The following is a 12,364-nucleotide window of genomic DNA, read 5'->3' as shown; positions in this document are numbered from 1 at the left end:
GATCTTCTGTTATTTATCCAGTCATTCTTGGGGCATAATCTCGCCCAGTGATGATTAACAGCCGGGCCAGTCCCGAGAGAAGACGCGTGATGAAAATATTGGTGATCGGCCCCTCCTGGGTCGGCGATATGGTGATGTCCCAGAGTCTCTACAAGGCGATCAAGGCCAACCATCCGGAGTGCGAGCTGCACGTGATGGCCCCCGCCTGGTGCTGCGCCCTGCTGGAGCGGATGCCGGAGGTGGACAAGGCGATCACCATGCCCCTCGGCCACGGTGACTTCAAACTGGTGGCGCGCCGCCGCCTCGGCAAGCAGCTGGCCGCCGAGAAGTACGATCAGGCCATCGTCCAGCCCAACTCCATGAAGTCGGCGCTGATCCCCTGGTTTGCCCGCATTCCGGTGCGTACCGGTTGGAAGGGTGAGAGCCGCTATGGCCTGCTCAACGACCTGCGCAGCAACAAGTCCGCCTTCCCGCTGATGGTGGAGGGCTATCTGGCGCTCGCCTATCCCAAGGAGCAGATGAAGAGCCGGGCCGATATTCCGACCATTCCGCACCCGGCGCTCCACGTCGATCTGATCAACCAGAGCAAGGCGCTGGAGCGGCTGGGACTGGATCGCGCCCGCCCGGTGCTGGTGCTCTGCCCCGGTGCCGAGTTTGGCCCGGCCAAGCGCTGGCCGGAGGGGCACTACGCCGTGGTGGCCCAACAGCATCTGGACGAGGGGTGGCAGGTGTGGATCTTCGGTTCCAACAAGGATGTGCCGGTGGCCAACACCATCCGGGATCGGGTCAACCTGCTGACCCGCCCCAACTGCCACGTGCTGGCGGGCAAGACCAGCCTGCACGAGGCGATCGATCTGATGGCGCTGGCCAGCCGGGTCATCTCCAACGACTCCGGCCTGATGCACATCGCCGCCGCCCTCAACCGGCCGCTGGTGGGCGTCTATGGCTCCACCTCGCCGCTCTATACCCCGCCGCTGGCGGATCGGGTCGAGATCGTTCACACCGACATCGAGTGTCGCCCCTGCTTCAAGCGCACCTGCAAGTTCGGCCATCTCAAGTGCCTGATCGACCTGGCGCCGGAGCAGGTGGTCGATGCCTGCAAGAAGCTGGAGCAGAGTCAGTAAGATGCCCTACCGTCTGCTCTACAACCTGCTGATCCATCTGGGATTGCCGCTGGCGCTGCTGGCCCTCTACAAGCCTAAGAAAGGCAAACCCGGCTTTGGCAAGCGCTGGGCCGAGCATCTCGGGCGGTTGCCTGCCACCGGACAGGAGGCGCCGCTCTGGATCCATGCGGTGAGCGTGGGGGAGACGCTGGCCATCACGCCACTCATTCGCGCCCTGAAAGCGGAGCGGCCCGATCTGCCGATCCTGCTCACCACCACCACCCGCACCGGCGCCGATCAGGCTGCCAGGCTGGGGGATCAGGTGATCCATCGCTACGCGCCGCTCGACTACCCCTGGGCCATTGCCGCCTTTCTCGACACCTTCAAGCCGCGCGCGCTCTGGGTGATGGAGACCGAGCTGTGGCCCAACTGGCTGGCCGCTTGCGAGGCGCGCCACCTGCCGGTGACCATCATCAACGCCCGTCTTTCCGAGCGTTCCTGCCAGCGTTATGCCCGCTTCCACGGCGCCTTCGACGCCCTGAGCCGGCCGTTGACCCATCTGCTCTGTCAGCATCAGGATGACGCCGACCGCTTCGCCCGCCTCGGCATCGATCGTTTGCGGCTGGCGGTGACCGGCTCCATCAAGTTCGACATCCAGTTTGGTGACGAGGTGCAGGCCAAGGGGCGCGCCCTGCGCCAGCGGCTGGGGGCGGATCGGCCGGTCTGGATCGCCGCCAGTACCCATCTGGGTGAGGATGAGCAGGTGCTGGCCGCCTTCGATCTGCTGCTCAAACGCCATCCCGATGCGCTGCTCATTCTGGTACCGCGCCACCCCGAGCGGTTCGACCGGGTGGCCGAGCAGTGCGCCTCTTATGGCTGTGTGCGGCGCACTGATGGTGCTGCGGTGAGTGCCGGGGATAAGGTCTATCTCGGCGATACCATGGGCGAGCTGCCGCTGATGCTGGCGGCAGCCGATGTGGCCTTTGTCGGCGGCAGTCTGGTGAAGATCGGCGGTCACAACCTGCTGGAGCCGGCGGCCCTCGGCAAGCCTTGCCTGACGGGGCCCGCCTACTTCAACTTCAGCGATATCACTCGTCAGCTGGTGGCTCAGGGGGGCGCCGCCATCGTGGCCGATGCCGCCGAGCTGGGCGAGCAGGTGAGCCAGCTGTTTGCTGATGCAAGCGCCCGCCGCGAGATGGGCGAGCAGGCCCGCGCCGTGGTGCTGCGCAATCAGGGAGCCCTGGCGCGCACCCTCTCGCACTGCCTCACAGCGTTGGAGAACGACTGAGTTTCAGTCTTTCATACAGCCCGCCATCCATCATCGATGGCCGGCCATAAAAAAACGGAGCGCGATGCGCTCCGTTTTGTTTTTGGCAGTGGCCGGGATTAGCGAACGATCAGCCCCAGCAGGATGCCGACCACACCGAAGTCGGAGTCGCTGAAGGTGGTGTTGGCGAAGCCTAGGTCGCCCAGTACCGGCAGCAGGAACACCGGCAGAATGGTGAGCAGCAGCAGGCCGTTGGCGAAGGAGCCCAAAATCGCGCCACGACGACCACCGGTGGCGTTGCCGAAGACCCCGGCAGCGGCGCCGACGAAGAAGTGCGGTACCACGCCCGGGATGATGACGGTCAGGCCCATGGCGTAGAGCAGCGCCATCCCCACCAGACCGGCGGCAAAGCTCGACAGGAAGCCGATCAGCACGGCGTTGGGGGCGTAGGGGAAGACGATGGGGCAGTCGAGTGCCGGCTTGGCGTTCGGTACCAGCTTGTCGGAGATCCCCTTGAAGGCCGGAACGATCTCGGCGATGACCATCCGCACACCCTGCAGGATGACGTAGACACCGGCGGCGAAGGTGATGGACTGCATCAGGGAGAACATGAACCAGTGCTTGCCCTTGGCGACGCTGGAGACAAACTCGGGGCCGGCGAAGGCGGAGGTCACCAGGAAGATGATGCCCATGGTGAAGGAGATGGCCACCGGGGTATCGCGCAGGAACAGCAGGCTCTTGGGTACCTGCACATCTTCGCAGCTGTGGGCCTTGTTGCCGAACTTGGCGCCGATCAGGGCGGAGAGCACGTAGGAGCAGGTGGAGAAGTGGCCCAGCGCCACGTCGTCGGAGCCGGTGATCTGCTTCATGAAGGGGTGGGCGATGGCCGGGAAGAAGACCATGGCGACACCGACCACCAGACTGCCCACCGCGATCAGCGGCACGCCGCTCATACCGCCGGCAGAGAGGATCACCGCCACCATCATCGACATGAACAGGGTGTGGTGACCGGTCAGGAAGATGAATTTCCACGGAGTCAGACGGGCGATCAGGATGTTCACCAGCATGGCGAAGAACATGATCATCGCCATCTCCTTGCCAAACGAGGTCTGGGCGATGGAGACGATGGCTTCGTTGTTGGGGACGACCCCCTTGATGCCGAAGGCGTGCTGGAAGATGACGGCAAAGTCACCCAGCGAGTTGATCACCAGGGTGGCACCGGCCCCCAGAATGACGAAACCCATGATGGTCTTGACCGTGCCCTTGATGCACTCGGTCACCGGTTTCTTCTGGGCAATCAGGCCGATAAGTGCGATCAGGCCGACCAGCACGGCGGGCTCGGACAGCACGTCAAACATCAGAAAGTTGAAAAATTCCATGGTCAGCTCCTGGCAATGGAAGATGCGGCCCGCAGGCCGCATGGAGGATCCTTAGAGGGCGCCCAGTTCGCGCAGGGCGGTGGCGAGCTTCTCTTTCATCGCGGCCTTGTCGACCATGTTGTCGAGGGCCACCAGACGGCCATTGACCCCCATGGATTGCAGCTGCTCGGCGATGTCGCGGGTGGCGACAAAGATCTCGGCGGTTTCGCTGCCGGCGGAGGCCAGATCGCGGTGATCCACCTCGGCGGTGACTGCCAGCTCTTTCAGGATGCTCTTGATGCTCATCTCCATCATCAGGCTGGTGCCCAGACCGTGACCGCATACAACCAGAATTTTCATTGTCTCTTCCTCTGTCAGGTGCGCCGTGGCGCAGATCAGTAGCGCGCCAGAATGCGCAGGATGTCGTCTTTGGTGTCGCCCGCAATGATGGCCGCCACGTCCTCTTCATTCATAAACAGTTCGGCCAGCTGGGCGATGGTCTCCACGTGGGAGTTGCTGTCGCTGGCGGCCAGGGTGATCAGCAGCCGGATCGGGTCGTTGCCCTCGGAGTCGAAATTGACCCCCTGCTTGATGACGGTCAGCCCCAGACCCAGCCGGTTGACGCCGTCTTCGGGACGAGCGTGGGGCATCGCCAGACCGGGGCCCAGTACGTAGTAGGGGCCGAGCTCCTCATGAGAGCGAAACAGCGCCGCCACGTAGGAGGGTTCGATGGTGCCATTGGCCAGCAGGGGCGCCGTGGCCAGCTCGATGGCGTGGCGCCAGTCGCGGGCTGCGGGTTCGATGCGGATGACATCCTCGGTCAGCAGTTGAGTCAGCATGGTGGTGATCCGGCTAGTTAAGATGGCGCCAATCTATCGATCTTGCGGTGGTGAAACTGTGAGGGTGATCTCGAAAGTTAGCGCTATCAGATAGCGCTAACATGAAACTGTGATAGCGCTATCACTTCACCCATTAACGGGAGCCATCCTGCCCCTGCGGTAGGGGAAAGAGAGTAGAATCGGCCCTGAGCAAATAGTCAGTGGCGCTCTTTTGCCTTAAAGTGAGCAGCCGCAAGCCGAGGAAGGGATGGATGTCAGAAGCGAAAAAGCGCCGTAGCACGGGTCGGGTGACCCTCAACGATGTGGCCCAGCTGGCCGGAGTGGGGGCCATGACGGTCTCCCGTGCCCTGCGCACCCCCGAACTGGTCTCTGACAAGATGCGCGAGCGTATCGAAGCCGCGGTGGAAGAACTCGGCTATATCCCCAATCGTGCCGCCGGTGCGCTGGCATCGGGTACTTCCCATGTGATTCTGGTGATAGTGCCGAGCCTGCTTGATCGCGCCAGTGCCGAATTGATGGCCGGGTTGCAACCCATCTTGATGAAGGCCGGTTATCAGCTGGTACTGGGCGACGCCCAGCATCTGCGCCAGCAGAGCGAACATCTGGAGCATTTGTTGCAATACAACCCCGCCGCCGTGATCGTGCTAGGTTGCCTTGAGTCGCCAGATGACAAGGCTTTGTTGCGTAACAGCCGTCTGCCTGTGGTAGAGGTGGGGGCTTTGGTGCCCCATCCTATGGATCTCTGTGTCGGCGGCTCCAATCAGGAGGCCGGTTATCGCCTGACCCGTCATCTCATCGAGCGGGGTTACCGCAATATCGGTTTTCTCTGTGCCCGCCAGGAGCAGTGGATGCTGCAGCAGCGCATGCGCGGCTGGCAGCAGGCGATGCTGGAGCACTATCTCTCGCCCGATATGGTGATCAATTCCTCGGAGGCGCCCAGCTTCAGCACCGGTGCTGCCATGTTGGGGGAGTTTCTGCTGCGTTGGCCAGAGCTCGATGCACTTATCTGCGTCAACGACGAGCTGGCGGCCGGCGTGCTGTTCGAGTGCCAACGACGGCACCTGAGCGTACCCGGCAAGCTGGCTATCGCCGGTTTTGATGATTCCGATGTAGCGAAGAGTTGTTATCCTGCCCTCACATCGGTTCAGGTTCCCTATCGCAAAATGGGCAGCATGGCTGCCGAGATGATCCTGCACAAGCTGGCTGGCGACGAGGTGCAAGAGACAACCCGGATCCTCGAGTTCGAATTGCAAAAGCGCCAAAGCAGCTAACCGTTCCGTTTCAATCCCCATCAAAGAGGCAACCATGTTCAAGGCTCTGTTACTGGAAAACCAAGACGGCAAGACCATTCCGACCCTGACCCGACTGACCGAGAGCCAGTTGCCGGAGGGAGAGGTGCGGGTCGCGGTGAGCTACAGCTCCATCAACTACAAGGACGGGTTGGCCATCACGGGTAAGGGCAAGATTGTGCGTCAGTGGCCGCTGGTGCCCGGCATCGACTTCGCCGGTACCGTGCTCGAATCCGCCGACAGCCGCTATCAGGCGGGAGACAAGGTGGTGCTGACCGGTTGGGGCGTGGGCGAAGGGCACTGGGGCGGCATGGCCGAACAGGCGCGGGTCAAGGGGGACTGGCTGGTGCCGTTGCCCGCCGGGCTGGATGAACGGCAGGCCATGTGCATCGGTACCGCCGGTCTCACCGCCATGCTCTGCGTGCTGGCACTGGAAGAGGCGGGTATTACTCCCGCAAGTGGTGAGGTGCTGGTCACCGGCGCGGCTGGCGGCGTGGGCTCCACCTCGGTTGCCCTGCTGGCAGCCCTTGGCTATCAGGTGGCTGCGCTGACCGGTCGTCCCGAAGAGCAGGGCGCCATGCTGACCGCACTGGGTGCCAGCCGCATCGTGCCGCGCAGCGAGCTGCTGGTGCCTGCCAAACCGCTGGAAAAACAGCTGTGGGCCGCTGCCATCGATACCGTCGGCAGTCAGGTGCTGGCCAAGCTGCTGGCTCAGATGAACTATGGCGGCGCTGTGGCGGCCTGCGGGCTGGCGGGCGGCTTCGATCTGCCGACCAGTGTGATGCCCTTCATCCTGCGCAATGTGCGGTTGCAGGGGGTCGATTCGGTGATGTGCCCGTTTGAACGTCGTCAACTGGCGTGGCAGCGACTGGCACGGGATCTGCCCGCCAGCTTCTTTGAACAGGCGGTTACCGAGATTGGGCTGGAGCAGGTAGTGGAGGCCGCCGAGGCCATCACGCTGGGTCAGATCGCCGGCCGGACTCTGGTCAAACTTTGAACTCTCTCTGACTGGCGAGCCCGACAATTCCGGATAAAATTGGAGTGCGGGTGAACTATCCAAGGAGAGTGAAGATGGGTGGACACAAGCCGGATTACGACTCCTCTGATGATGATTGGGAGCCGGATTCCTGGGAAGAAGAGCTGGATCAGTGGGAAGATGAAAGCTGGCAAGATGATGACACTTTCGATGACCAGTGAACCACGGCATTGAACGAACAGGCGGGCTTTGGGCCCGCCTGATTTTTTTGCCGCGCTCACATGGCTGAGCGTTCGTCCTTGGTCAGGGGCGGGGCGCTCGGTAGAATGAACTGCCCAAATGACGCTCAAGGATGACTATGCGACTCACCATCATATTGTTGGCTGCCCTGCTGGGTGGCTGTGTCTCCAACGATGATCCCTGCGAGAAGGTGTGGAGTGAGGTGGGGGAGGCGGATGGCAAGCTGGGCTTCACCACCGAGCGGATCGAGTTCCATCAGGGCCAGTGTGGCAAGAAGGTGGATCCCGAACTGTGGAAGCAGGGACATCAGAAGGGATTGGCATGGTATTGCCGCCCCGAGCATCTCTATCTGGCTGGCCGTTCAGGCGAGGAGTATCGCGGTGTTTGCCCGAATGATACCCAGGCGCGCAGATTGTTCGAACAGGGGCGTCAGGGGTGGACCGATCAATAACACCCTGACAGGGAGGGGCGTTACTCCTCTTTCAAACGCAGCGGTTGGCAGAGGTAACCCTTGTCATTGGCACTACGGGCGCACTTGCTGCAGACAAACTTGGGTTTGCGCACGATTTTTCTCAGCGCCTTGAGATCGGTGGGGATCTCGTGACGGCGCCATTCACACAGGGTTTTGCTGCCCATAACGACTACCTCTACGACTTGACGGTCGTATTGTAATCGATTTTCATTTCGAATAAACCGGCAAAGCTCGCTTATTGGCCGATATGCCAATAAGCGATTGTTTCGGGAGGGATTACTGGTAGAGGAACTTGGTGAAGATAAGCTCGCGCACCGCTTTCTTGCCGGTCTCTTTCACCAGCAGTTCGTTGACGGTTGTCTCGCACTCCTTGCGCAGCTCTTCTCGGTTGGTCAGGGACTTCACTTGATCGGCATTTTTGCTGCCAATCAGACGGATGATGGCATCACGGATCAGCGGGTCATGCTGCTCCAGCAGCTTGAGATCGGCTTCGTTTTCCGCCATCAGCTCCACCGTGACCCGGATATAACCGAGGGTTTTGCTATCACTCAGGTAGTTGGTGATGATGTCGGGATCGAGCGCGTGGTAGGAGAAACCGGGCTTGGCTGCCCCCTCTGCGCCCTCGGCAGGCGGCTCATCTTCAGCAAGAGCTTGCTGCTGCAGGGCGCCACAGCTCAGTAACAACACCAGCAGAATTTTGAAGATCTTCATATAGATGGCTCATCAGCAAGAGATAACCCATTTTTGATGTTGCCATCGGGGCCGTCAAGCACGGATGTTCTTACATTTCGCTATTGATTTACGGATAATAAACCGGATTTTAACCTGAACACGGAAATCTCTGGATGGTGAAGCTGTGAAGTCCGAGTTGACTGTTCCCCTCACGCCGTTAAGTGGGTGGCTGGCTCCCGAATGTTGCGAATTGCCCGCCAGCTTGCGCCCCTGGCTGCTGGAGCCCGGCTCCATGACTCGGCGGCTGCGTCAGCACAATCGCCACTTTTCGGTGGAGTGGCTGGGCAATCACCCGGTCGCCCTTACTGCCGATGAGCAGTGGCTGGTGGATTCGGCCTCGCCGGCCGGCACCTGCCGCGAGGTGATCCTGCACGGGGATCGTGGGCCCGCCGTGTTGGGCTGGACCCTGTTTGCCGATGACGCACTGCAAGGGAGCGGCATTGCCGAGCTTGGCGAGCAGCCGCTGGGTGAGCGGGTATTTGGCCATGAGCCTGCCCGCCGCGATCACCTGCAGCTGGCCCGTTTCGATATTGCCGCCAATCCCCGTTGCCCGGCCGCCACTGTCTGGGGGCGTCGTTCCCGTCTGTTTCTGGGGCAGTGGCCACTGCTGGTGCACGAGCTGTTTCTGCCCTCTCTCGTCTGTGACAAGGAGCTGGAGTGAATCTGTTAACCAAGGAGCGGGGACTTGCCTATATGCAGTTGGCCCGCGTCGACAAACCCATAGGCACTCTGCTGCTGCTGTGGCCAACCCTGTGGGCGCTCTGGCTGGCCGCTGGTGGCCTGCCCAATCTCTGGGTGCTGACCGTGTTTGTGGTCGGGGTCTTTCTGATGCGCTCGGCAGGGTGCGTGATCAACGACTATGCGGATCGCAACTTCGATGGCCACGTCAAACGGACCGCCGGTCGCCCCTTGCCCACGGGCAGAGTCAAACCGTGGGAGGTGTTGGCGCTCTTCTTCGTGCTGGCGCTCATTTCGTTTGGTCTGGTGCTGACCATGAATCCGCTCACCATCGGCCTGTCGTTTGTCGCCCTGCTGCTTGCGGTGAGTTACCCCTTCATGAAGCGCTTTATCTCGAATCCCCAGCTGGTGCTCGGGATGGCCTTCTCCTGGTCGATCCCGATGGCCTATGCGGCCCAGGCGGATGCCCTGCCGCTGGTGGCCTGGCTGCTCTTCTTCGCCAACCTGCTCTGGACCGTGGCTTACGACACCCAGTACGCCATGGTGGATCGGGATGATGACCTCAAGATCGGCCTCAAATCCAGCGCCATCCTGTTTGGTCGTTACGACAAACGGATCATCGGCGTACTGCAACTCTCGACGCTGCTGCTGTTGCTGGCGGTCGGGCAACTGATGACGCTGGGGGGCTGGTATTACTGGGGATTGCTGGGGGCGGCGGTGCTGTTTGTCTATCAGCAGCGGCTCATTCGCGAGCGGCAGCGGGAAGCCTGCTTCCAGGCGTTTCTCAACAACAACTATGTGGGGGCGCTGGTGTTTGCCGGTCTGGTGCTCGATTACCTGCTGGCGTGACATGTTCCCGCGCAGACTCCGATAAAAATGAAGGCCGCATGATGCGGCCTTCATTGTTTGCGTTGCAGATTAGAGCTGATTGCCTGCCTGAATGGTACGGCGGATCTTGTTGCTCAGCAGCGGCACTATGTTGTCGGCCAGCGCCTGGAAGCGGCCGAGATCCGGCTTGCACTCGGGAGAGAGGTAGCCCTCTTTGCGCAAGGTGTGGATCAGGGTGCTGAACAGCTTCTGGTCGAAGAACTCGGGGGCGTTGATACCGTGCAGGGTGCCGAGGCGCTCTGCCATCATCAGGCCGTCCGCCTCCAGCTGCTCCGCCTCGATATGGGGCTGGGCCAACACCCGGGTCAGCACGATGGCGTAGCGTTGCAGGGTCTCCTGAATGCTCTCAGCCAGCAGCAGCAGGCGCATCTGGTTGGCCGGATTGACCCAGTAGCCGTCATCGCGGGTCTCGATCAGTTGCTGGGTCTGCAGCGCGTCGAGCAGGCTGTCGACCAGCGCCGGCAGCTCCTCCTCTTCATAACGCAGGAACAGCTCGGTCTTGAGCAGCGGATAGATGTCGATGCAACGGGCCATGATCTCGCTGCGGGAGATCCCCTCGCACCGTTCGATCAATGCCGCCACCAGAGAGGGCATGGCAAACAGGTGGAGGATGTTGTTGCGGTAGTAGGTCAGCAGGATCGCCTGATAGCGGTCGAGACTGATGATCTGCCCCAGTTTGTCCTCGCTCACCTCGAACTTGTTGAGCTCCATCGCCTGATCCAGCAGGGTCTTGGCATCCTCATCCGGAATGGTGCTCTGCGGGCTGTAAGGAACCGCTTTGAGCAAATCCAGATAGGTGTTGAGCTGGGCCTGCAACTCGTCGCGGGTCAGGGCGTGGCGCTCGGCGGCCAGCAGCGCCAGCGCGCTCAGGGTCAGGCCGTTGACCGCGGCCGCTCCGTTGATGCGGGTCATCAGCAGTTCGGCCAGATTGTTGACGGTGCCCGCCATCCACTCCGGACGCTCCTCTTCCCCGATGTGCTTTTTCCAGTCGGGGATGTGTTCGCTCAGGTAGCTGTTGAGAGTCAGCGGCTCGCCGAAGTTGACGAAACCACGGCCGTAGTTGCGCAGCTTGCGCAGGATGCCGAGCACCTGCAGGAAGCTCTCTTTCTCCTTGCGACTCCCCTTAAGCTCGTTGTGGTAGGTGTTCACCTCCATCACGTGCTCGTAACCCAGATAGACCGGCACCAGAGTGACCGGCCTGTCCAGCCCGCGCATCATCGCCTGCAGGGTCATCGCCAGCATGCCGGTCTTGGGCGGTAGCAGACGGCCGGTACGGGAGCGACCACCTTCGGTGAAGAACTCCACCGAGTAACCCTTGGCAAACAGCAGGTTGAGGTATTCCCGGAATACCGTGCTGTAGAGCGGGTTGCCCTTGAAGGTGCGGCGAATGAAGAAGGCGCCGCCGTGGCGGAAAATCGGGCCCGCCGGCCAGAAGTTGAGGTTGATGCCTGCCGCGATATGGGGCGGCACCATCCCCTGGTGGTAGATGACGTAGGAGAGCAGCAGGTAGTCCATGTGGCTGCGGTGGCAGGGAACGTAGACGATCTCGTGCCCTTCCTGCGCCAACTGGCGTACCTTCTCGGCGCCATTGACCGACAAACCGCGGTAGAGCTTGTTCCACAGCCAGCCGAGGAAGCTCTCGCCCAGGCGGATCAGCCGGTAGGAGAAGTTGGAGGCGATCTCGTCCATGTAGCCATGGGCACGCTTTTGCGCCTTCTCGAGGCTGATCCCTTCGCGCTGGGCCTCCTCTTCAATCGCCTGCTGGATCACCGCGGAGTCGAGCAGCTGCTTGAACAGCAGGTTGCGGTTCGGCAGTTTCGGGCCGGTAGCGGCCAGCTGCTGGCGGCTGAAGTGGGTACGGGCCACTCGCGCCAGCTTGTGGGCGATGGCCTCGTCGGTGCCGTGTTTGTCCGCCATGTAGCGCAGGGAGAGCGGCGGCGAGAAGCGCACCAGATTCTCGCGACCCTTGAGGATCACGATAAGTGCCTTCTTCAGCCGGTTCGGCGCCAGGCTGCTGATGATGTTGAGGCCGGAGGCTTCTTCCCCTTCCCGACCCGGAGCTCGGCCCCAGAACAGGGTGACGGGTACCACCTGGATATCCAGCTCGGGATCCTGCTTGTGCAGATCCAGCAGCTGGTGGAACTCCTGCAGGAAGGGGAGCGGTTTGCTGCGTTTGCCAAACAGGGGAGGCGGACGATCCAGACAGACATAGCGCGGCAGCAGCTGGCCGTTAAGTTCCAGCGGCGTGAAGGGGCCGGGCAGACCGAGATCCTCGCAGCACTGCTGCAGGGTCATCAGGTCGGTGATCGAACTGGTTTTCAGGGCATAGACGATGGGTCTGGCCGGATCCAGATTGAGTTCTGTGATGGGATTTTCCGGCAGGCTCTTGTGATTGACCAAGCCGCTGACCGGCCATTGCAAGATGGCTCTGGAAATCTTCTGTCCTAGGGACATGTGCGTCTGCTCTCCAAAAAAATGCGGCGTGAGCATAGCAAATCGACAGCCCCTTGTCGCCGAGAGGT

At 61.5% G+C, this 12,364-nt stretch carries 14 protein-coding genes; 8 read left to right on the top strand and 6 right to left on the bottom strand.

Going from position 1 to position 12,364, the window contains the following annotated elements; translation table 11 throughout:
* The first annotated feature begins 89 nt into the window (after positions 1-89).
* A complete protein-coding gene (gene waaF, locus I6L41_RS15810; protein WP_064335094.1) occupies positions 90-1,124 on the top strand; it encodes a lipopolysaccharide heptosyltransferase II in 1,035 nt (344 codons plus the stop codon).
* Position 1,125: 1 nt separating this feature from the next.
* A complete protein-coding gene (waaA, locus tag I6L41_RS15805; protein ID WP_216959936.1) occupies positions 1,126-2,391 on the top strand; it encodes a lipid IV(A) 3-deoxy-D-manno-octulosonic acid transferase in 1,266 nt (421 codons plus the stop codon).
* A gap of 98 nt (positions 2,392-2,489) precedes the next feature.
* Here the strand turns inward: waaA and I6L41_RS15800 are convergent, their stop codons facing one another.
* The 3 genes from I6L41_RS15800 to I6L41_RS15790 are packed head-to-tail and all read right to left on the bottom strand — an operon-like array spanning position 2,490 to position 4,567.
* Positions 2,490-3,749, bottom strand: a complete 1,260-nt coding sequence (locus tag I6L41_RS15800; RefSeq protein WP_005357405.1) for a PTS ascorbate transporter subunit IIC — start codon at positions 3,747-3,749, stop codon at positions 2,490-2,492.
* A 51-nt stretch (positions 3,750-3,800) separates the two neighbouring features.
* Positions 3,801-4,088, bottom strand: coding sequence for a PTS sugar transporter subunit IIB (locus I6L41_RS15795; RefSeq protein ID WP_005356014.1), 288 nt, complete (start codon positions 4,086-4,088; stop codon positions 3,801-3,803).
* A 35-nt stretch (positions 4,089-4,123) separates the two neighbouring features.
* On the bottom strand, positions 4,124-4,567 hold the full coding sequence (locus I6L41_RS15790; protein ID WP_216959933.1) for a PTS sugar transporter subunit IIA: 444 nt from the start codon (positions 4,565-4,567) through the stop codon (positions 4,124-4,126).
* 251 nt (positions 4,568-4,818) lie between these two features.
* Here I6L41_RS15790 and I6L41_RS15785 point away from each other — a divergent pair, with 251 nt between their 5' ends.
* The 4 genes from I6L41_RS15785 to I6L41_RS15775 all read left to right on the top strand — a co-directional run bounded on the left by I6L41_RS15785 (position 4,819) and on the right by I6L41_RS15775 (position 7,523).
* Complete coding sequence (locus I6L41_RS15785) at positions 4,819-5,838, top strand: LacI family DNA-binding transcriptional regulator (protein ID WP_216959930.1); 1,020 nt, start codon at positions 4,819-4,821, stop codon at positions 5,836-5,838.
* A gap of 34 nt (positions 5,839-5,872) precedes the next feature.
* Positions 5,873-6,853 (top strand): MDR family oxidoreductase, encoded by a 981-nt coding sequence (locus tag I6L41_RS15780; protein WP_216959927.1) that lies wholly within the window; start codon positions 5,873-5,875, stop codon positions 6,851-6,853.
* Positions 6,854-6,927: 74 nt separating this feature from the next.
* The gene (locus tag I6L41_RS20845; protein ID WP_005339521.1) at positions 6,928-7,053 is read left to right on the top strand and encodes a hypothetical protein; all 126 of its coding nucleotides are present in this window, start codon (positions 6,928-6,930) and stop codon (positions 7,051-7,053) included.
* A 137-nt stretch (positions 7,054-7,190) separates the two neighbouring features.
* Complete coding sequence (locus I6L41_RS15775) at positions 7,191-7,523, top strand: DUF2799 domain-containing protein (protein ID WP_040069401.1); 333 nt, start codon at positions 7,191-7,193, stop codon at positions 7,521-7,523.
* Positions 7,524-7,543: 20 nt separating this feature from the next.
* On the opposite strand, the gene I6L41_RS15770 is transcribed toward I6L41_RS15775, so the two are convergent.
* Both I6L41_RS15770 and I6L41_RS15765 read right to left on the bottom strand, forming a co-directional pair.
* Entirely contained in the window at positions 7,544-7,708 is a 165-nt protein-coding gene (locus tag I6L41_RS15770; protein WP_005339525.1) for a hypothetical protein, read from the bottom strand.
* 112 nt (positions 7,709-7,820) lie between these two features.
* A complete protein-coding gene (locus I6L41_RS15765; RefSeq protein WP_005339527.1) occupies positions 7,821-8,255 on the bottom strand; it encodes a flagellar basal body-associated protein FliL in 435 nt (144 codons plus the stop codon).
* 145 nt (positions 8,256-8,400) lie between these two features.
* Here I6L41_RS15765 and I6L41_RS15760 point away from each other — a divergent pair, with 145 nt between their 5' ends.
* Positions 8,401-8,937, top strand: a complete 537-nt coding sequence (locus I6L41_RS15760) for a chorismate lyase (RefSeq protein WP_005339534.1) — start codon at positions 8,401-8,403, stop codon at positions 8,935-8,937.
* The gene (gene ubiA / locus I6L41_RS15755; protein WP_005356031.1) at positions 8,934-9,803 is read left to right on the top strand and encodes a 4-hydroxybenzoate octaprenyltransferase; all 870 of its coding nucleotides are present in this window, start codon (positions 8,934-8,936) and stop codon (positions 9,801-9,803) included. The genes I6L41_RS15760 and ubiA overlap by 4 nt, the downstream gene beginning before the upstream one ends.
* A gap of 69 nt (positions 9,804-9,872) precedes the next feature.
* Here the strand turns inward: ubiA and plsB are convergent, their stop codons facing one another.
* Positions 9,873-12,296: a glycerol-3-phosphate 1-O-acyltransferase PlsB gene (gene plsB, locus I6L41_RS15750; RefSeq protein WP_019446525.1), complete on the bottom strand. Its 2,424-nt coding sequence runs from the start codon at positions 12,294-12,296 to the stop codon at positions 9,873-9,875.
* Positions 12,297-12,364: the final 68 nt, after the last annotated feature.

This window comes from Aeromonas sp. FDAARGOS 1411, assembly GCF_019047125.1.
GTDB classification, from domain to species: domain Bacteria; phylum Pseudomonadota; class Gammaproteobacteria; order Enterobacterales; family Aeromonadaceae; genus Aeromonas; species Aeromonas veronii.
Note: the sequence above shows the minus strand (reverse complement) of the source record. Positions and strands in the feature narration are given on the sequence as shown.